Below are 20,512 nucleotides of genomic sequence, written 5' to 3' on the forward strand. Positions count from 1 at the left end.
GCACCACCTAAACTTGTGTTCGCTATCTATTTTGGCACACTTGGTTATTCTCTGTAAAACGGCTAAATAAAAAACTTGCCCACATTGTAATGAGCAAGCTGTTTGTTCGCATACGGGCATGTTCGTAAATTATGTAAAGCAAACATTTATATAATTTCCGACAAATTCATACGTATTGTTTGTCGAAGTTTTTTAAGAGCTCTGCGCTGAAGGCGTGATACATGCATTTGAGAAATTCCTAAACGCTCCCCGACTTGTTTTTGGCTCAAGTTCTCAAAGAAAATTAATTCCAGTATCTCTCGCTCACGAGTGCTCAGTACTTGAAAAATCTTCTCCAGTAACAATTGTTTATCGATTTTTTCAAACGCTTCATCTTCGGTCCCCACTAAATCAAACAATGTCAATGGATTTCCTTCTGAAGAGGATTCAATAGGTGAATCCATGGAAATCGCTTGATAACTTCTACCCATCTCCATTGTTTCTAAGATCTCCTCAGGTGTAACTTCTAAATAGTCTGCTATTTCTGTGACTAGTGGGGAACGTTGTAAATTGATCGTGAGCTGCTCGACAGCTTTTTTTATGCGCGGCCCTAACTCTTTTATTCTACGAGGAACATGCACACTCCAGGTCTTGTCTCGGATATGTCGCTTTACCTCCCCTACAATAGTAGGGACAGCAAAACTTTCAAAACTCCTACCTACCTCCGGATCATACCGATTGATAGCGGCTAGAAGACCAATCATTGCCACTTGTACAAGATCCTCATATAACTCCTGCCCACGTGAAAATTTGTATGCGACAGATTCAACTAAATCGCGAAACTGGGTGACTAGCTGTTCCTGGGCTTCTCTATCTCCTTCCCGCCTATACCGATCGACGAGCTCAATAATTTGATCTTCATCAAGTCGGGTAGGATGCGGGCGACCCGGCATGCTCCTTCACTCCATTCTCTTTTATAAATTTAGTAAGCTTAACCACTACCCCTCCTTCTTCTTGAACATCGACTTGATCCATCAGTGATTCTATTAGATAAAGACCCAAATCTTGCTCACGCAATGCTTTAATGGCTGGATTTTCCAAATCATCATCATATAAGCATTGATCCATCACTTCTATCTCGAGGCGATTGGAAAAGATATTGCAACATACTTTGATGTCACCTTCTCCATCTGTATATTGTGCATCAACTGCATTGGTGCAAGCTTCAGATACTGCCAATTTTAAGTCCTCAATATCATCATAAGAAAAACCCATCCGATTGGCAATCCCAGAGACTGCTAAGCGAGCGATACCCACAAAATCAGTTTTGGCGGGAATGACTAAATTAACCAAATCTAGGGGTTGTTCCTTCATTGCAATTCATCCTCCTGGGGGTTCAAATTCATAAATTTGCAATTTGTCCTCTTCATTTTTTCATACATCCTTCTTCACATGCTTATTATCTTGCCCAAACGAATAGCAAAAAACGTCATACAAATGTCAATATCATTGATGAATTCACAAGATCATTTCCCCGTAAAGAAAAGTTGTAAACATAAAAAAAGCGAGGAGCTATTTTCCCCGCCAAAATCAACATTTTAAAAATCAATAAGTCCTAAACTTATTTGAAGCGCATCATTTACCTTACTCATCATTTCATCATCAAGATGAGTAATTTTATCTGTTAACCTTTGTTTGTCAATCGTGCGAATCTGTTCCAGTAAGATGACCGAATCTCGATCAAAACCGTACGCTTTAGCGTTAATTTCCACATGGGTAGGCAACTTCGCCTTTTGAATCTGAGCAGTAATCGCGGCGACGATCACCGTGGGGCTAAAACGATTACCTATATCGTTTTGAATAATCAAAACAGGCCGAACCCCACCTTGTTCGGATCCAACCACTGGGGAGAGGTCAGCAAAATATACATCGCCACGCTTAACGATCAAGATACCTACACCCCGCTAACCAAACGATCCAAGGTACAATCAGCTTCCTCTTCTGCTTGAAAAGCTTCATGGGATATCCCTAGATTAATTCGAGCCATTTCCATGTACCCTTTTTTCATCATTTCTCGAATGAAGCGTTTTTTTCTCTCACGGAGATATAACTTCATCGCTTGACGAATAAACTCGCTTCGATTGGAGTTATCCTGTTCTACCAAACCATCTACTTCTTGTAGCAAATTTTTCGGTAGGCTGATCATGATTCTCTTGGTACTAGACAAAGTATGTGCACCCCCAACCAATCTACACCGTTAGCGATATTAGCAAAATCTACATTTTTTCTTTTAAGTCCCTAGAACACCACATAATACTACCATTATGTTGAATGGAACGCAAAAATATACGATAATGTTTACCGCAAACGAAAAACATTCCTATCAGGATATAAAAATAGGCCATAGTAATTCCTATTCGTGCTAAAAAAGAAAATTCCTTCTACCTTTTGGTTTCAATCATCATACAACAAGTTGCGTGTGCAGACCAATTTCCCCTTTTGATAATACAAACGGGGTAAACGAGAGCCAAGACGCGTGACGATTTCATAATGTATCGTGCCGGTCAAATCAGCAATCTCACAAGCTGTTATCATCTGGTCACCTTGTGAACCAATCAATACTACCTCGTCCCCAACAGACAACGGCATAGCATCTGTAACATTCAACATCAATTGATCCATACAGACACGCCCAACAATCGGGACTCGAATATCACCTACAATTGCCATCCCAATATTGGATAATTGCCGAGGAATGCCATCTGCATAACCAATTGGGATAGTAGCTATCCATTCATCCGATGTTGTCGTATATGTTTTCCCATAACTAACACCGGAACCTCGTGGTAAACATTTTAGATTAGAAATAGTTGATTTGAGATTTAACGCATATTTCAGGTCAACATCTGCATTCGGAACATCTTTAAATCCATAGGTACTAATTCCGACACGTACTAAGTTACACTTTTTCAGACCTTTTCGCAATGCAGCCGAACTATTAGCAGCATGCCGGAGTGGAATGTATATCCCTTCCTGCTCCAGTTGTTGCAATACATCTTCGAACTGTTCTACCTGCTGCTCATAGTAGGAGGAGTTCAGATCATCAGAAGTTGCAAAGTGCGTATATATTCCTTCTAGTTCCACGCATTTCAAATTTCTAACCTGGTGAATAAAGGAAATAACCTCGTGAGGAGGGATTCCTAATCTACCCATACCTGTATCTACTTTAAGATGAACTTTAGCTGTTTTCCCAACCTTCTTGGCAACCTCCGCTATCTGTGCAAGGTGCTCTCTATCAAAAACTGTAAAAGTAAGATCGAAACTCATAGCTGTTTCTATGGCATGTGGAGGTGTGTATCCAAAAACAAGAATAGGAGCTCTTATCTGTGCTTCTCGCAACTGAATTCCTTCGTCTACAAATGCTACACCTAGATGGCTTGCACCTGCCGATAATGCAGCAAGAGACACTGTAACAGCTCCATGTCCATAGGCATCAGCTTTTACCGCAACAAGGATTTGGGTATCCTTGGACAAAATTCGGCGAAACTGAGAAATGTTATGTTCAATGGCATCAAGATCTACTTCTATATAAGTGTCACGAAAAAAAGAATGACTCATCAGGTTCACCCCAGTAATAGCCATAGAAAAATAATTAGCCTTAGTATAACAAAAATGGCTATACTGTGAAACTAAAACAACTATTATTTTTCAGTTTGGTCATCTACTGAATTAGCAATTTTTTTCATTTCTTCTAATGGAATATTTCCGATTAGTTCGAAATCCTTCCCATCTACTGTCCAGGATAAGTGTTGTTGAGTAGCAAATTTCATCCATACTCCTGCGGCATCATGAAGATCTATGGGATCACCTTTCATGGATGTACTTACTTCTTTGCTTTTTACTAATCGCTGCGTCAGTGTAAATGGTTGTTTGCCTGTAAAACGCATGATAACAATTGGACCTTGTGATCCTTGAATTGTTTCTTCATCCACTAAGCGACTTCCTTTTGGTAAATATCCAGGCGTGACTGCTGAAAGTGTCTGCTGAGAATCTGCCATTGTTTGTTTGGTATTCTCTGGTAATCCTCGCAGATTTCGTTCCATATCAAAAGCATCTTTGTCAAACGATGTATTTAATTTAAAGCGATCATATTTGAGTTGAACCATCACTTGATTGTTTTCGTCTAGAATATTGACTCGTTTTGGCAAGTAGTCTTGATCCAACCAAATTTGTTGTTTCACCCAAGTACGATGGTAATCGTTATTCGTTGCTACATCAAAGCGATAATCATTCTTCTCTGCACTAAACTGTCTCTTTGGATCTGTGATCACATTCTGCAATATGGATTGGTATAGATAGATCTGCCCACTATTTAGTGGCCAATCACTCTGAAATCGAAAGCTTTTTTTCAAGTGCGGAGTTAACACATAGACTCCATTTTTGTTCTTTAATAAAATTTGTGTGATATGTTTCTTTGTGTTCGTGAGTGCAACTCGATACATATTAGGTTTTTGATACCATACTTCAATATCAATAGTTTGTGGTTCCTGTCCATTGTTTATCGTCATGGTTCCATGACTTGTATAGGATTCCAAGTGTTCTGAGCGGTCCGTTAGATCAGATATGACATCTTTCGAATCTTTTGGACCGCAGGCAGTTACCAGCAAAAACAAACAAAGTGCACCAACCCATTTTACTCGCAATGTTTTTTCCTCCTAACCAATTTCCCGGGAAATTCTTGTCTATCGTCTAATTGGTACATGTTTATGCTTGTATAGGTAGATTAGAAGTATTTTTCTTTTTGTGATCTTTTGATTACTCTATGAAATAAATTGTAGTTCTTTACTCCTTTTAGATTTGATAAATTTCGCATACTATTGAATTAGTAGGTGTATTTTTCCCAGAGAAACGTACAGGAGAAAAAAATGGGGAAAAAGATTACGTATTGTGGTATTACACTGGAGAGTGTGGGTACACATTCCTATAGAGTGAGTGTGAACAAAGAAGTCTACCATGAAGGCATGCTCGAGAAACCAATCGTTCTGTCTTCAAAAGTCAAAACTTCTAAGGGGATTCCTACCATTCACTTGGGCCAGGTGAGGATTGTGGTAAAAGAGACTCCACATGTTCGAACCATGGAAATCTATGAGGAATTTAAGTTTATCGTATCGCATGAAATCGATCCACACGACCCGATTACAGCGTAAAGACCATCTGCGTACAGACCAGTAATCACCTGCAAAAAGACGGCTTTTATCTGAGATCCGATGGAAACTCAAAAAAGCCGTCCTGCTTTTGAATGATGAAGAATAAGACTACCTCTCTAGAACAACCATTGCTACAGCATAATGTTCACTGTGGGAAATAGACAAATGTACCATTGGTTTTCCATTGATATCTTTCCATATCACTTTTGGTGCTCCAAGTAAATCGTTCAAAATCGCTACATCTTGAAATGCAAAACTAGACCCGATCCCGGTGCCTAATGCCTTTGAAATCGCTTCTTTAGCAGCAAAACGTCCTGCAATGAATTCTTTTTTCCGCTTTTCTTTCATAGGAACCAAAGTGAGCTCTTCATCTGTCAAAATTTTATTCATCAGTCTATCCAATCCTACTTGCTCCAATCTCGCTATTTCCACAATATCTGTCCCAATTCCAACTATCACTTATTTCACATCCCAACGAAATGTCAAAGCTGCGACTGTAAATGCTAAAATTGTCCATGCGAGTAAAATAAGCAATGGAACTTGCAAGGCAGCAAAGGTAGCACCATTGTTCATAATGCCACGTAATGCATCTGTGAGATGTCCGATCGGGATAGCTTGAACTACAATCTGCAAAAAATCAGGTAACTGTCGAATCGGAAAGAAAATTCCACCAATAAACATCATGGGAAAAGAGATCAAACCAGCAATTGGTGATGCACTTTCTGGTGTCTTTGCAAGACTTGCAACCGTAAACCCAATGGACATAAAAGTCAGCGTTCCAAGTAATACAAAGAATAGCAATGTTCCCCAACTGCCATAAACATTTACCCCAAAAATGAAGGTTGCAATCAATATTACTACAACCGCTTGAACCAAGTTGATCAAAATACGCGCTGTCATTTGTCCAGCAATAAAGGTGGCACTAGATAATGGTGTTCCTTGCATTCTTCGTAAAATAGAACGTTCCCTCCAGGAAGCAATCTGCGCTGCGACTCCATTTAAGTTATTACTCATAATAAGCAATGATAAAATACCAGGAACAAGAAAATCCATGTATTGTAACTGATGTGTAGAGATGCCTTTATTATCAATCAGTATTTTTGGTTGAAAATGTACCAGCTGTTTATTGATTTGATCAACTGTACCACTTACAATTGCAGATGATAATTGACTCGTGGATAAATTGCCTTTGTCTTGATACACCGTTACTGTCGCTTTGGATTTCTGTTTATTTAATTTAGCTTCAAATCCTTTTGGTATGATGATTACCATCTGTAAATCATTTTGTTTTAATCTTGTGATGGCTGCTTTCTCTGATAGCGCTACAGTTGTCACTCCAGGTGCTTTTGTTAAGGATTCGGATAACTTTTTAGACATAATAGAGTTATCATGATCGATAATACTGACTTGTATGGAAAACTGATTGCTATTACCACCTACCAGTGTGCCAAGTGCGATCATCATAAAGACCGGTAAAAGCAGAGACCAAATGAAGCTGTTTTTGTTCCTAGCAAACAAGAGAAGCTGAGCTTTCACCAATTGAAAATACGCTTTTATCATTAGCTCAACCTCTTTCCTGTTTGTTCTAAAAAAACATCTTCCAAAGTAGCTGTTCTTGTAGAAATTCCATTTAACGGTAAATGATATTTATCAGCTAAAGGGATAAGCTGTTGCAGTGTATCTGCTAATTGATCAGTATGTAATTGCACGAGGTCATTTTCTAAACGTACTACCTTTTTCACGCCCGCGAGTGTTGAAAACTCACTATCATAACAATCATCCTTGGAAGGAAATTCGATTCTCGTATTGGTTCCTAATTGACGAATAAGTTCCCTAGGTGTATCCAAAGCGAGAATTTTTCCACGATCCATGATTGCAATTCGATCACATAATACTTCTGCTTCTTCCATATAGTGAGTAGAAAGAAATATAGTTCGTCCTTCTTCCCTTAACTGCAAAACAATATCCCACAAACTGCGTCTAGCCGCTGGATCTAACCCTGTAGTTGGCTCGTCTAAAAAGATAACCTTTGGATCATGGACCACAGCTATCGCAATAGCCAAACGTTGTCGCTGACCTCCAGATAAATGTTTTACCCAGGTCTTTTCTTTCTCCTGCAAATCAAAAGAAACCAGTAATTCTTTTACAGGACGTGCTTTGGGATAAAAGCTAGCATACAGCTCGATACTTTCTTTTACCGTCAAATAATCAAACAAAGATGTGGACTGTAACTGCATTCCGATATGCTGCTTCAGCTTTTTCTTCTGTCTTTTTGCATCAACCCCTGCTACTACAATCTTTCCATCATCCGGATCTCGAAGACCTTCGATCATCTCCATTGTGGTTGTTTTTCCAGCACCATTTGGACCAAGCATTCCAAATATTTCTCGTTCTTTTACCTCAAAAGAGATATGGTCAACAACTGTCTGATTTCCATACCGCTTCATTAAATTTTCAACTTGTATCATGTGTTACCTCCACTTTTCATTCCCCTTCCCATCATACCCATTACAAAAGGAAAAATGAAGCGAAGGACTAAGGGGTACATGTATGTGGCACGTTTGATTTGCTTCATGGTAAGATATGAGGGAAAAGTAACGAATTTTACATAGGTGATAAAGAAGGAGTAATAATAATGTGGGATGTTAAAATTAGTTTGTTTGTTCATGTTTTTTCTGTTGCGACTTGGTTTGGTGCAACAACCTTAATGGCAATGTATCTTCGAAATGCTATTCGTAGTAATGATGAAACAAATATGGTCCAATCATTATCCACTGCACATCGCTGGAACCTCACCATGATGATCCCAACATCTGTATTGGCATTGATTACTGGTTTGTATATGCTCATACAATATGAAGAAAACAAGCCATTGTGGTTATTGGTGAAAGAGCGACTTGGATCCCTTTTTATTGTTGTATTTATTTTAATCATTACCCTGTATGGAAAAAAACTACTAAAATCAGCAAAAGAGTCTGCTTCTAACGTCACTGCTTCATCTTCACTTAAAAGGTATATCATGATTTTAAATACTTCTGTACTTGTCATGCTGATTCTCATTTTCTTTGTAACAACAAAAATTCAATAAAAAATACAATTTCAAGCTGGCCTATGGGCTGGCTTTCTTGCTAAATTTGTAAAAATGTGAATATTGCAGATGGGTAATATATGGTTTATCATAAAAATTGATATAGCGGAGGTGGAGGGATGCTTAATGGAAGAAGATTATAAAAGTGGACAGGAAAGAAAAGAAGAACTCCAAGAAAAAATTCTTCGTGACATCGAGGATCTAAAAGAAACCACCGACCAAGCAGAAAAAGAGGGTTGGTACTAGCTGTGAGCGATCGTAAAAATTATGAGCAATGGACAGCTGAAGAATTTGTAATCAAACGGGATGGCTTACGAACAAGAATAAAAAACGATATTGATTGGCTAGACCAAGTAATCGAACAAGAAGAGAAAGAACTAGCACAACTGGAAGTGAAAACAAAATCGTTCTTATCATACTTATTTTTACGAAAATAAAAATGGGCTGACCAACTCGGAAGCCCACTTTGTCCTTTTCCAGCACTCACTAAACTCCTGCTAATTGCTTCTTATCGACTTCATAACCAGCTTCCTCTATAAGATCCACTATTTGAGCTATGTTCACTTGCTTTTCATCAAAGGTAACAGATACTTCTTTTTTGTCTAGATCAACCAAAACTTCGTTCGTTCCCTCGATTTCTCCCACTGCTTGCTCAATAGCCAATAGCCCGTACACAATGCTGACAGGACATTTGATTTACAGATAATAATATTTTGGTCATATATGATTCCCACCTTATAAAAAGATAGTAGCTAATTCGGCAAAATCTAGGAAAAACCTTCCTATATCAAGAAATTTTATTCTATTTAAGTAGAGGTTATAGGGAAATGTTCACAATTACAATGAAATCTTCTTTTTAGATACATCCTTATTATTTTAAAATAATAGGAATAAAAACGCTGTCTTTCCCGTAATCAGAATAGATCAGCGTTTCTAGACCTTCTACTTTTTATTTTGCCATGTTCGAACTTTTCAGAAGTTCATCTAACTTCGTAATTGCTTCCTCTTCATCTGGGCCTTCTGCAATAATTTTTATTGTTTCACCCTTTTTTATCCCTAATGCCATTACACCCATTATCGACTTTAAATTTGCTTTTTTCTCTTTGTACTCTAAATTAATTTCCGAATTGAATTTACCGGCATTGCTAACCAAAAGACTTGCTGGACGAGCATGAATACCTGCTTCTTCTGTAACCGTAAATGTTTGTTCTTTCATATTTTTCTACCTCCTATTTTTTTAAATAACAAACAAAAAAAATAACAAAACAAAAATATGAAGTTCTTCGTTATGTTACTATACTCGATGCATGCCCTATTGCAAATATTGCTATGTACATACAAATTTGAGTGTAAAAAACAAAAAAGGCCAGATAAGGTTGTCTTGGTAGTATATTCATTATCTGCATCAAATACACAACCTTATCTAGTAGAACTTTAATTTTTGTTCAGTATATTTAGTATTACAGTTCTTCCCCGTTTGTTGCAACAACATTTTTATACCAATAGTAACTATCTTTCTTTTTTCTCAACAATGTTCCATTACCTTGATCATCTTTATCGACATAAATAAAGCCATATCGTTTACTCATTTCAGATGAAGAACAGCTGACGATATCGATTGGACCCCATGAATAATAGCCATGTACATCTACGCCATCGCTAATTGCATTTCTCACTTGCTCAATATGTTTTCGCAGATAATCAATGCGGTAATCATCATGAATATCTCCGTTTTCATCTGGTTGGTCATGTGCCCCGATCCCATTTTCCGTGATCATGATCGGAAATTGATAACGATCATAATAAAGGTTCAGAGCGGTTCGCAAGCCAATTGGATCAATCGACCAACCCCAGTCACTCGCAGGAAGTTCGGGGTTTATATACGCCGAATTCTCTTCCTTTGCGCTATTTGCATCGGAGATACGAGTGTAATAATAAGAGAAGGTAAGGAAATCTGCTGTATTTTTCAAGTCTTCTTCATCATGCGCACCAAACTTGATATCCAAACCATTGTCTTCGAAATAGCGAAACGCATAGCCAGGATAATAACCCCGCAATAAAACATCAGAAAAGAAATACTCCATTTGGTTGCGCTTCATGGTCGCTAGTACATCTTCTGGTTTTGGTGTTGCGGGATGAGAAATACCATCAAACAACATCATGCCAATTTGCATATTTGGATTAATTTGTTTTGCAATTTTGGTCGCCCTCGCACATGCTACCAATTCATGATGGATTCCTTGGTATTTCGCTTCTTTTAAATTTTCAACTCGATCCGCTGGTATTCCCAGATGATTAAAAGATTCAAACGTAATCAGATTGATTTGGTTGAGCAAAATCCAATATTTTACCTTTTGATAATAGCGTTGAAATAAGGTTTCACAAAATCGAACAAAGAAATCAATAGTTTTTCGACTATACCACCCGTTATACTCAGTAGCAAGATGAAGAGGCATTTCATAATGAGATACGGTGATCAAAGGCTCCATACCATTGGCAATAATCTCATCAATTAAATTATCATAAAAGCGAAGCCCTGCTTCACTTGGCTCTAATTCATCCCCATTTGGAAAAATTCTTGTCCAGTTGATCGAAGTACGAAATGAGTTCATGCCTGTTTCAGCAAGCATCTTTAAATCTTCTTTGTAATGATGATAAAAGTCAATCGCGGTACGTTTTGGATAGAACCCTTCTTTGTCTTGTAAGGCAAACTCTATATCTTTCATTGTAATTTCTTTGTTAGAACGATCTTGTCTCTTGAGTTCTCCATGAAATCGGTTGATATCTGCGACAGACATACCTTTTCCATTTACATCATAAGCACCTTCACTTTGGTTGGCAGCAATGGCACCTCCCCAAAGAAAATCAACTGGGAAGGTTGTTGGATTTTTTTTCATTTATTCTCTCCTCCAGAGTTAAGACTTTTGATGTAAAATCTATAGTTCTGTTCCATTGGATGAGATTTTTTTTGAACCAATAAAAACTGTCCTTTTTGTTCTTTCTTTAGTTCCATCTCCTTTGCCACGACGGTGCCTATAACGAAAGAAATTCTGTTAAAGAATCTCTCCGTTCGATTCAATTACTTTTTGATACCAGTAAAAGCTATCTTTTTTAATACGTTTTCTTGAACCATTACCTTCATTATCTATATCAACATATATGAAGCCATATCGTTTCTCCATTTCAGCCGAAGAACAGCTGACAATATCAATGGGTCCCCATGCACAATAAGCAAAGACATCTACACCGTCTTTTATTGCTTCTTTTACCTGTGCTATATGCTCAGATAGATAAGAAATACGGTAATTATCATGAACTGTTCCATCTTCCAACCTGTCATACATGCCAAAACCGTTTTCAGCAATCATTATCGGCACTTGATAACGGTCGTAGTATTGGCATAATGCGTTATATAACCCTTTAGGATCAACAGCCCACCCCCATGGATTTGCTTCAAGATGTGGGTTTTTGCTTAAATCAATAGGACTCATACCATTTCTTTTTGCCGAAACCATGGATGAATAATAGTATGAGATTGCTAGGAAGTCCATTGTATTTGTTTTTAAGATTTGGGCATCCTCTGCCTGTTCATTTAGTGTAATATCATTTTCTTTAAAGAATCGTCTCATAAAGCCAGGGTATTCACCTCTGAATTGAACATCAGTGAAGTAATACTGCAGACGATTTCTCTTCATAGCCAGCACAACATCATCCGGGTGGCAACTCTCTGGATATGCTGTACAATCCGCCAACATGGTACCCATATGAAGTTCAGAACTCAATTCTCGTGCCTTTTTCACTATAAGAGCAGAGGCAATCATTTGGTTATGAATCGCTTGATATTTTGCTTCTTCTAAATTTTCTACCTGATCTTTGCAAATCGCAACGGAATTAAATGATTCATGGTACATTAAATTGATTTGATTAATCACAATCCAATATTTCACTTTGTCTTTGTATCGGTTAAGCAATACTTCCCCATATCGGACGAAGAAATCAATTACTTTGCGATTATTCCATCCTCCATATTGGAGGGTAATGTTCAACGGCGTTTCATAGTGAAGCATTGTAATAATTGGTTCCATACCAAGACTTCTGATTTCACCTATTAACTTATCATAAAAAGCAAGTCCTTCTTCGTTCGGCTCTTGGTCATCACCATTAGGAAAAATACGTGACCAATCAATAGATGTTCGAAATGTTTTAAAGCCCATTTCAGCAAGAAGCTTTAAATCTTCTTTATAGGTATGGTAAAAGTCAATACCATGTCTTTTTGGATAATAACCAATCTTATCTTCGATTGCTTCTTTCACTTGCGCAAGGGTCATATCAGAATCATGGCTTACATTTGTAATATCTTGATTAGAACGATAACGATGAACGTCAGCAAGACTGAGTCCTTTTCCTCCAACACCGAAAGCACCTTCGCATTGGTTAGCTGCTACCGCTCCGCCCCATAGAAAATCTTTTGGAAAAGTATCTCTAGTTAAACTCATGGTTATGCCTTCCTTCCGTCAATTTTTTCGTCCAATCTTCTAAAAACACGAACTAACCGTTTGGCAAGTTCATACTCACTTTTTACTGTCATTAAAGTATCTTGGGCATGAGCAAACAGCAGCGAAAAAATAGGTTCTTCTCCCTGTGCTTCTTTTTGTACTGTATCTGTTTGCAGCTTATGAGATTCAACAATATTTTTATTAGCTTTTTCTAATAGCTTTTCAGCAGAGTCATATTCTTCTTCTTCACAGCAGGTTAATGCCTTCATGACATCATTGCGAGCATCACCTGCATGTAAAATCATTTGCATGGACAGTAAACTCAATTTCTCTAATTCTTCTTCTCTATCAATCATGAGATAATCTCCTTTTCTCGTTACTCAAGTCAAGTTCGAATTCCTATTGAATCATTCTTCCGATGCGCTTAATTCTAATTCTTTCTTCTTTTCTTGATTATCGTAGGCTTTAAAAAATGGAAAGTATATGATAAATGCCACTGCAAAAATCACGAAAGCAAAAATGATAGCCCGCCAATCTTGGGTAGCTAGATAAGATGCAATTGGATAAGGAATATACCAAAGCATAAATGTTTTTGCCGGGATGGCTACAAATCCTAATTTCATCACAAAATATACGATGGAAGGAATAACAATGGATGAAATCCACACAGGAACCATTAAAAATGGGTTAAAAACTACTGGCCCGCCAAACATAAGAGGCTCATTTATATTAAAAATGGAAGGTACAATTGTCGCCCGGCCAATTGCCTTTAGGCGATAAGATTTACTAGCAATAAGCATCATCACCGCTAGTGCAAGTGTTGTTCCAACACCACCCATACTTATGAAAGCATAAGCTGTTTCTTGAACAGCAATATTAGTAGGTTCAAGACCAGCAGCGACTCGTTCAGCATTTTCAGCCAGTCCTGAGAGATAAACAGGATAAATCACCGGCATCATTACCCAGCCGCTTATTCCAAATGTATAAAGGAACACGGGAATAAATATGGATAAAACAAAACCAGGATAACTTTGAACAATTTGCGATAAAGGATTGAAGATTTTCAGAATAACATCAAAAAAGTCTACATTTAACGGAACAGCAATCGTCCAAGCTCCCGCCATTAATAACGTAATGGGAATCAAGGAATCAAACCACACAACAACAAACTCAGGAATGACACTATCTTCAGAAAAAAAGGATTTCTTGGAAGCAAGATTCATTACTGCAGCAACTGTTAACCCAATAACAAGAGATAAAAACATCCCAGTTGCACCAAATCTGCTAAAAATAAATGTAATTTTGCCGTCATCTGTCACAACTGGTGACAAAAGCATCAGGTATAAAGCAAGACCTGTTGCTCCAGATATAATTTTTTTATTGTTATAACCTTTCTTCTCCATAACAAAATAGGGAATTAAAAAGGCGACTAATAATCCTAGTAAACCAAATGAAAAGCTATTTATTAAGGAAAAATCCGGCATATTGGGAAAGATATTATGAAGCAGTGAAACAACCGTTACCAGTGATCCTACTAAAATCAATGGTAAAATAATCATTACAGAATCCTGAATCGATGAAATCCAGGGATTTTTCGTAACCTTCGTTACAACAGGAGTAAACGAGTTGGTCATGAAATCCATTATTTTTTTCATGTTTTATTCACCCGATTCAAGTAGTTTCGTAATTAGATCACACGCTTTATTTCCGTCCAATGTACCGTAAACGCTTTGCGGTATAACGGATACTTTGATTGGATAGTTACTTAATTTTTCTTTTAATTCATCTTCCATATATTTCAAGTGAGGGCCAATTAACAAAACATCTACTTCATTTAGGTACTCTGATAATTGGGACTCACTTCGAGCTTGTACATTCATTTCCATTCCTCTTTTTTTGCCTGCTTTTCGAATGGCGTTTGCCATAAACCCGCTAGAAGCACCTGCACCACAGATTAATAATACTTTTGTCATTGAAAACTCCCCCTGAATATTTTTGTATTCGCTTACATGTTTAGTATTGCATTTGCCGAATGTCAAAAACCAACAATAAAATTTCCTATCCATAGGAATAATAAATGAAAGTGTCCCTATTTCCCTCAAAAAAAGAAAGAGCATCTGCTGCTCTTTCTGCATGAAAAGATTATGCAACTTTTTTAACTGAATTTCCTAAAAAGGTGAAGACCCTTAATGAAAGTTCGATAATAGGACCGATTAAAAAGATACAGAGAATCGTTCCGAAACCGTATAAACCACCTAATAAAATACCGGTAGCAACTAAAATTCCATCAATGACCATTCTTGTTACCTTTATAGTTACGTTTAATCGTGTAGATAAAAAGAACATAAGCCCTTCTAATGGTCCCGTTCCTGTTTTTGTAAATAAAAACAGACCCGTTCCAATCCCATAAATTAAGATCCCAATCAGCGCAATAAATATGTTTGGTATCGATTGCAAGGGTAAAGCAGCCATTAAATCCATGGTGAGAAACAAATTAATGAAATAACCGCACCCAATACTAAAAATAATACTTCCTATACCAAAAAACTTTGGGTTAAGAAAATAATTAATGACTAGAAACGTCAAACTAAAGATCTGACTACCCGTCCCAAATCGAATGGGAACAAAATTCAGACCGCCCAGTAAGAACGTACTAATGGGATCTACCCCTAATTCTGCCAGCAAAACCAGTGTAATTCCAAAAGCTGTCACAGCTGTGCTAATGACTACAAGGGTATAAGTTATCCATCTTTGATTCATTTTCTTGTTCCCTCATTTTAGCATTCATTTGTAAGAAAGTATTTCATCTTCCTATGGAAGAACCCAATAAAAAAAGTTCCTACAGATAGGAACCTTTTTTACTCGAATACAGGTTGTTCTATTTCTATAATAAACATGAGGAACTCTATATCTTTCATATAAGGAGCACCATTATTATGAAAAATGATCGGAGAGAGGCTTTCATTCAATACTTGGCATCTCAAAATGATTGGTGCTTAGCAACAAACTTGGCTAATTATTTTAAAGTGTCCACAAGAACCATCAGAAAATATGTTAACGAAATTAACCAAGATCAAATCGTTATCGCTTCCTCTCCAAAAGGGTATCAGCTAGTAAGCAAAGATAAAGTAAAAACGAATGATATTCATGCTTCTCCCATGGATCGTACGAAAGTCATATTGAAGGAATTAATTCTACAATCAGAAGGGTTAAATATATTTGATCTTGGTGACAGGCTTTTTTTAAGTGTATCTTCCATTGAAAATGATATCGTTCATGCCAATAAAATCATTAAGCCTTATCAATTAAAAATTCGCCATAAGAAAGACGTGCTCATTTTAACCGGCGAAGAAAAAGATAAACGAAGATTAATGAGCTTTATTATTTCACAAGAAACCTCCAACGAATTTTTAAGCTTAAAAGCTGTTCAAGATTCTTTTCCGGATTATGATGTTTCTTTATTGAAAAGTGAAATCGTTTTCATTCTAAAAGAACATAATTTGTATGTGAATGATTATATCATGAATAATATTCTCCTCCACCTTATTATTACAGTGGATCGAATAAAAAATAACAACTCGGTTATTCAAACTGCGGATCTTCATAAATTTAAAAGTAATCTAGAAACAAAAGCAGCCAATAAAATTGCTGACTTTCTGGAAGCCAAATATGACATTAGCTTTAATGAATCGGAACGCTATAATTTTATTTTGCTTTTATCAAGCAAAACAACCTTACTAAATTATCAATCATTAACACCCAGCTCTTTAAATCATTACGTCGATGAGCACTATGTGAGTCTTTCTAAAAAATTGTTAGAGAAGGTGCATGAACGCTACTTTATTGATATCTCTGATGATGAGTTTTTTGTTAAGTTCACGCTCCATATACGCAATTTAATTTTTCGGTCAAAGAATGAGCAAATGGCTAAAAATCCTTTAACACATAAATTAAAGGATTCGTATCCTCTCATTTATGAATTAGCTGTATTTATATCGAATCAAATTCAGTTGATAGAGAACATTCATATTAAGGAAGATGAAATTTCTTATATCGCTTTTCATATCGGTTCTTACTTTGAACGAAAGAAAAACTTAGAAAAGAAAATTTTATGTGCAGTTATTTGTCCGAGCTACTATGATATGCAAGTACAGCTCATCCAAAAGCTAGAGAAAAATTTTCATGATTCTTTAGAGATTATTAAAGTTTCATCGGAGTTAAGTGAACTTGACTCACTTGAAGAAATAGATTTAATCATTAGCACACTGCCTTTACAGAATGAACGAATCCCGTCTGTATTTGTTCATCCTTACTTGACAAATGAGGATTACGCATACATTCAAAATCAATTAAACAAACTTAATAAACAAAAAGAAATACGCGAGGTAAAACAATATCTTGACTTATATTTTGACGAAGAATTATTTATGAAGAATGTTTATCTTGACAGCGATGAAGCCTATATTGCATTCATGTCAAAACTGCTTTATGAGAAAGGCTATGTGTCCCAAGACTATGGAAAATCTGTGCTAGAGAGAGAAAGAATGTCCTCCACTGCCTTTAATAACAATGTAGCTGTGCCTCATTCTATGCATATGAATGCTGCAAAGACAGGCATTTGTATTATCATTTTGGACCGCCCTGTAAATTGGGGGAAAGAGAAAGTCCAAGTCATTGTGATGATTTCGATTAATAGACAACAGCGCGAATTATTCAGTCCTTTCTTCGAAGGCGTTATCAATATACTGTCGGAATGGAAAAACGTCCATGAGCTAATTAAAGCCAAAGACTATGATGATTTTATGGACAAGATGATGTGGCTTATGAACCTCCCCCGCCTATAGAGGAGGAGGTTTCTCACCGTCACAAGAAACGTTCACGTGTTGAAGGGTTTTTTCTTCGATACTCGACCATCAGAAATCGGAAAATGGGGTTCATAAGTAAGCAACTGACACAGGAAGTACCACCGTTGCAATAGACCATCTACTTTCGCTTAAGCGATCCTGTAGATACGTTTTCTTGGTGCAAACACCGAAGTGCCCAATTTCTCCATAGAGCGATTTCGCTAATAGATTTCTTGCTCCATATGTAGTGGAGAGAAGAAAAACTACAGATCACAGCTATAATTGTCGTGCGTAAGCAAGAAGAAAAATTTCTACAGCTTTATGAATGTTTTAGCGGAATGGACAATATGAAAGAATTAACCAAAGCGATGATTATTCAGTTGATGAGTCCCTTATAAACAATCTGCTATACGAAATTATTTTTATATTTCTCCAAAAGCTTAGCAAGTCTTTGCTTCATATTTTCTATTAGTTCAGGTGGACGCTCAACCCATGCATCTTCACCTAAACCAATAAAATACTTCGCAAAAAAAGGAATATTACTCAGCTTGATTTGATCTTCTATCCAGCCAGTCCCATCTTCCCTGACATTTACTATAAATCGCCGACTAAGGTCACTTTCACACCGCTGAACCCCTTCTCTACTCAACTCTACAAAAAAATCTGCTTTTTTATGTTTCTCCTCTTTTATCGCCTGTCGATTACCTAAATGGATATGTGTTAAATCGATTGGCTTGACGGACTCGTCTAATTTGGCAGAGTGGATTTTATCACAACGAAAAAGTCGAAAATCGTCACGAGTAAAACAATACGAAGGACAATACCACAATCCAACGCTTGCATATATTCCAATTGGTTGGATTTTTCTGCTTGTTAACTCTGATTTGGATTCGTAATCAATATGTACTACTTTTTGATGTACGGCTGCCTCTAGCAAAAGAGATAGATAAGAAGATTTGGCTTGTCTAGTAGGAGAAATAAAATCAAATCTATTTTTCATCTGATCGATCCGATCACGTACATCTCCTGGCATATAAAAATAAAATTTTTTCAAAGCAGCAGATATTTCTGTTTCAAACGGCAGACTCGAAAAATGACGCAATGCATGACTGGCAAAAAAAATGGACACAGCTTCTTCTTCTGTAAACGCAATCGGAGGCAAGATTCTTTCCTTTAACACCTGATAGCCGCCATGTGGTCCTACTTCTGAGTAAAGAGGAACTCCTAAACCGCTCAATTCTTGTAAATCCCGGAGTATGGTTCTCCGCGAAACATTAAATTCTTCTGCCAGCTCTTTCACAGTGAATTTTCGTTTTCGATTCACAGTCATCATCAATTCAATCAATCTTTGTGATCGATTCGACATAATATTTTCCTTTCACTTTTTAATAGTGACATGATTTGTCACTATTATACTTTATGATTGAAATCAAGCACAAGTTCAGAAAAAGGATTGAGGTATAAGTGAAAAGACCATTTGAAGTAGATTCAGAAGAATATCCATTTAAAGATAATTGGCTATTGTATCAAGACGGATACATTCATTATATCGACGAAGGCTATGGAAAAACGATCCTTCTTCTTCATGGAAATCCAACATGGTCCTATCTTTATCGAAATGTTGTAAAAGAACTACGAGATGACTATCGACTTATTGCATTGGATTACCCTGGATTTGGTATGTCAAAAGCGCCTTCTACCTATGGATACACACCGCAAGAACATGCAAAGGCACTTACTCAATTTATACAACAACTAAATTTAAAAGATTTTGTTATCGTGGTGCAAGATTGGGGTGGGCCAATCGGGATGCATTATGCAGTTCATCATCCTGAAAACATAAGCGGCATTGTATTAATGAACACATGGGCTTGGCCTGCTACACTTCCAGCAATGAGGTTGTTCTCAATCACCATGGGAGGCTGGCCTATCGGATATTGGCTACAAACAAAGCAAAACTTCTTTGCCAAAACGATTGTGCCAAGGGGAATACATCAAGCTAAAAAGGTAACAAATCGTCTAAAAAAAGCATACACAGATCCATTTCAAACTCCCGAATCTCGAATACCTACATGGGTATTTCCTAGAAGTATTAGAAAGGAACATAGGTGGCTTGGTGAGACAGAATCGAAGTTAACGAACCTATCTTCAATTCCTACCCAAATTCTTTGGGGCATGAAAGACAGTGCAGGGTTTCCACTCAGTGAAATGAAAAAATGGCAAACATACTTACCAAAAAATGAAACAGAAATTTTAGATAATGCATCCCATTATGTACAAGAAGATTGTCCAGATCGCATCTCTGCTGCTATTAGGCGCATAGCATAGCAAATTAAAAACACGTATACAAACAAAGGGGTTTATATAAAATGAAAACAATCTTATGGGCAACCTTATCTGCAAATGGGAACTACGCACAGTCTAGTCCAGAAAATCCACCAAAGCAAGAAGCACTTGTCAACTTTGCTAAACATGCAAACATAGCAGGGAACTTTATTGTCGGTCGAAAGACCTTTGAAGGCATGCTAGCTAACGGAGGAGGGAAAGAATTCGCAGGTTTAGATATCGTGGTAATTTCTCGCAATAATAAAGCAATACCTGGCGTGACCATAGTCTCTTCTCCACAAGAAGCACTTCACGTTTTAACAGAGAAAGGATATCATACTGCACTACTCTCTGGAGGAGCAGATTTACACAATAGTTTTCTCGCCGGAAACCTAGTAGATGAAATTATTTTTAATATCGCACCAGTACTTGAAGGAAAAGGATTAAATCTTGTTATAAATAAAACGGATTATACATGTAAGCCGGTCGAATTGTTGAATGTCAAATCTCTAGGCAACGGGATTGTACATTTGCATTATAGAGTGCAGAAGTAAAGCTTAAACCAAAACGACT

General features: G+C 37.1%; 24 protein-coding genes. 6 read left to right on the plus strand and 18 right to left on the minus strand.

Annotation, left to right across the window (positions count from 1 at the left end; translation table 11 throughout):
• Positions 1-146: 146 nt before the first annotated feature.
• From sigB to GSM42_RS02755, 6 genes are all read right to left on the minus strand, one after another.
• The gene (gene sigB / locus GSM42_RS02730) at positions 147-932 is read right to left on the minus strand and encodes an RNA polymerase sigma factor SigB (protein WP_160799771.1); all 786 of its coding nucleotides are present in this window, start codon (positions 930-932) and stop codon (positions 147-149) included.
• Positions 901-1,353, minus strand: a complete 453-nt coding sequence (gene rsbW, locus GSM42_RS02735) for an anti-sigma B factor RsbW (protein WP_160799774.1) — start codon at positions 1,351-1,353, stop codon at positions 901-903. Before rsbW ends, sigB begins: the two co-directional genes overlap by 32 nt.
• 224 nt (positions 1,354-1,577) lie before the next feature.
• Positions 1,578-1,928 carry a type II toxin-antitoxin system PemK/MazF family toxin gene (locus GSM42_RS02740; RefSeq protein WP_160799776.1) on the minus strand — a complete coding sequence of 117 codons (351 nt, stop codon included), beginning with the start codon at positions 1,926-1,928 and terminating at the stop codon, positions 1,578-1,580.
• A 5-nt stretch (positions 1,929-1,933) separates the two neighbouring features.
• Positions 1,934-2,185, minus strand: coding sequence for a CopG family ribbon-helix-helix protein (locus GSM42_RS02745; RefSeq protein WP_160800440.1), 252 nt, complete (start codon positions 2,183-2,185; stop codon positions 1,934-1,936).
• A 248-nt stretch (positions 2,186-2,433) separates the two neighbouring features.
• Positions 2,434-3,597, minus strand: a complete 1,164-nt coding sequence (gene alr, locus GSM42_RS02750; RefSeq protein WP_160799778.1) for an alanine racemase — start codon at positions 3,595-3,597, stop codon at positions 2,434-2,436.
• Between the two features lie 83 nt (positions 3,598-3,680).
• Complete coding sequence (locus GSM42_RS02755) at positions 3,681-4,682, minus strand: DUF4367 domain-containing protein (RefSeq protein WP_160799781.1); 1,002 nt, start codon at positions 4,680-4,682, stop codon at positions 3,681-3,683.
• 222 nt (positions 4,683-4,904) lie between these two features.
• Here GSM42_RS02755 and GSM42_RS02760 point away from each other — a divergent pair, with 222 nt between their 5' ends.
• Complete coding sequence (locus GSM42_RS02760) at positions 4,905-5,186, plus strand: hypothetical protein (protein WP_160799784.1); 282 nt, start codon at positions 4,905-4,907, stop codon at positions 5,184-5,186.
• Between the two features lie 108 nt (positions 5,187-5,294).
• Here the strand turns inward: GSM42_RS02760 and acpS are convergent, their stop codons facing one another.
• From acpS to GSM42_RS02775, 3 genes are read right to left on the minus strand one after another with little or no spacing between them, the layout of a single operon-like run.
• On the minus strand, positions 5,295-5,645 hold the full coding sequence (acpS, locus tag GSM42_RS02765; RefSeq protein ID WP_160799787.1) for a holo-ACP synthase: 351 nt from the start codon (positions 5,643-5,645) through the stop codon (positions 5,295-5,297).
• The gene (locus tag GSM42_RS02770; RefSeq protein WP_202404749.1) at positions 5,646-6,746 is read right to left on the minus strand and encodes an ABC transporter permease; all 1,101 of its coding nucleotides are present in this window, start codon (positions 6,744-6,746) and stop codon (positions 5,646-5,648) included.
• A complete protein-coding gene (locus tag GSM42_RS02775; protein WP_160799790.1) occupies positions 6,746-7,654 on the minus strand; it encodes an ABC transporter ATP-binding protein in 909 nt (302 codons plus the stop codon). Before GSM42_RS02775 ends, GSM42_RS02770 begins: the two co-directional genes overlap by 1 nt.
• Before the next feature lie 167 nt (positions 7,655-7,821).
• On the opposite strand from GSM42_RS02775, the gene GSM42_RS02780 reads away from it, so the two are divergent.
• On the plus strand, positions 7,822-8,274 hold the full coding sequence (locus tag GSM42_RS02780) for a DUF2269 family protein (RefSeq protein ID WP_160799793.1): 453 nt from the start codon (positions 7,822-7,824) through the stop codon (positions 8,272-8,274).
• Positions 8,275-8,522: 248 nt separating this feature from the next.
• Positions 8,523-8,711: a hypothetical protein gene (locus GSM42_RS02785; RefSeq protein ID WP_160799795.1), complete on the plus strand. Its 189-nt coding sequence runs from the start codon at positions 8,523-8,525 to the stop codon at positions 8,709-8,711.
• Positions 8,712-8,760: 49 nt separating this feature from the next.
• Here GSM42_RS02785 and GSM42_RS02790 read toward each other — a convergent pair whose 3' ends face one another.
• The 8 genes from GSM42_RS02790 to GSM42_RS02825 all read right to left on the minus strand — a co-directional run bounded on the left by GSM42_RS02790 (position 8,761) and on the right by GSM42_RS02825 (position 15,530).
• The gene (locus GSM42_RS02790; protein WP_237446451.1) at positions 8,761-8,937 is read right to left on the minus strand and encodes a heavy-metal-associated domain-containing protein; all 177 of its coding nucleotides are present in this window, start codon (positions 8,935-8,937) and stop codon (positions 8,761-8,763) included.
• Positions 8,938-9,223: 286 nt separating this feature from the next.
• On the minus strand, positions 9,224-9,490 hold the full coding sequence (locus tag GSM42_RS02795) for a phosphocarrier protein HPr (RefSeq protein WP_160799797.1): 267 nt from the start codon (positions 9,488-9,490) through the stop codon (positions 9,224-9,226).
• Between the two features lie 244 nt (positions 9,491-9,734).
• The gene (locus tag GSM42_RS02800; protein WP_160799800.1) at positions 9,735-11,171 is read right to left on the minus strand and encodes a glycoside hydrolase family 1 protein; all 1,437 of its coding nucleotides are present in this window, start codon (positions 11,169-11,171) and stop codon (positions 9,735-9,737) included.
• Between the two features lie 156 nt (positions 11,172-11,327).
• Complete coding sequence (locus GSM42_RS02805) at positions 11,328-12,770, minus strand: glycoside hydrolase family 1 protein (protein ID WP_160799803.1); 1,443 nt, start codon at positions 12,768-12,770, stop codon at positions 11,328-11,330.
• Positions 12,771-12,772: 2 nt separating this feature from the next.
• A complete protein-coding gene (locus GSM42_RS02810) occupies positions 12,773-13,126 on the minus strand; it encodes a PTS lactose/cellobiose transporter subunit IIA (protein WP_160799805.1) in 354 nt (117 codons plus the stop codon).
• A gap of 51 nt (positions 13,127-13,177) precedes the next feature.
• A complete protein-coding gene (locus GSM42_RS02815; RefSeq protein WP_160799808.1) occupies positions 13,178-14,425 on the minus strand; it encodes a PTS sugar transporter subunit IIC in 1,248 nt (415 codons plus the stop codon).
• 3 nt (positions 14,426-14,428) lie between these two features.
• Positions 14,429-14,743, minus strand: coding sequence for a PTS sugar transporter subunit IIB (locus tag GSM42_RS02820; RefSeq protein WP_160799810.1), 315 nt, complete (start codon positions 14,741-14,743; stop codon positions 14,429-14,431).
• Positions 14,744-14,912: 169 nt separating this feature from the next.
• Entirely contained in the window at positions 14,913-15,530 is a 618-nt protein-coding gene (locus GSM42_RS02825; RefSeq protein WP_160799813.1) for a YczE/YyaS/YitT family protein, read from the minus strand.
• Positions 15,531-15,706: 176 nt separating this feature from the next.
• Between GSM42_RS02825 and GSM42_RS02830 the strand changes: the two genes are divergently transcribed.
• Positions 15,707-17,614 carry a BglG family transcription antiterminator gene (locus tag GSM42_RS02830; RefSeq protein WP_160799816.1) on the plus strand — a complete coding sequence of 636 codons (1,908 nt, stop codon included), beginning with the start codon at positions 15,707-15,709 and terminating at the stop codon, positions 17,612-17,614.
• Between the two features lie 406 nt (positions 17,615-18,020).
• Here GSM42_RS02830 and GSM42_RS02835 read toward each other — a convergent pair whose 3' ends face one another.
• On the minus strand, positions 18,021-18,980 hold the full coding sequence (locus tag GSM42_RS02835) for a helix-turn-helix transcriptional regulator (protein ID WP_160799818.1): 960 nt from the start codon (positions 18,978-18,980) through the stop codon (positions 18,021-18,023).
• Positions 18,981-19,078: 98 nt separating this feature from the next.
• Between GSM42_RS02835 and GSM42_RS02840 the strand changes: the two genes are divergently transcribed.
• Together GSM42_RS02840 and GSM42_RS02845 are read left to right on the plus strand one after the other, a co-directional pair.
• Positions 19,079-19,942 (plus strand): alpha/beta fold hydrolase, encoded by an 864-nt coding sequence (locus GSM42_RS02840; RefSeq protein ID WP_160799821.1) that lies wholly within the window; start codon positions 19,079-19,081, stop codon positions 19,940-19,942.
• A gap of 41 nt (positions 19,943-19,983) precedes the next feature.
• On the plus strand, positions 19,984-20,493 hold the full coding sequence (locus GSM42_RS02845) for a dihydrofolate reductase family protein (protein ID WP_160799823.1): 510 nt from the start codon (positions 19,984-19,986) through the stop codon (positions 20,491-20,493).
• The last annotated feature ends 19 nt before the right edge of the window (positions 20,494-20,512 follow it).

Origin of the sequence: Shimazuella alba (genome assembly GCF_009831235.1) — a bacterium.
GTDB classification, from domain to species: Bacteria; Bacillota; Bacilli; order Thermoactinomycetales; family Thermoactinomycetaceae; genus Shimazuella; species Shimazuella alba.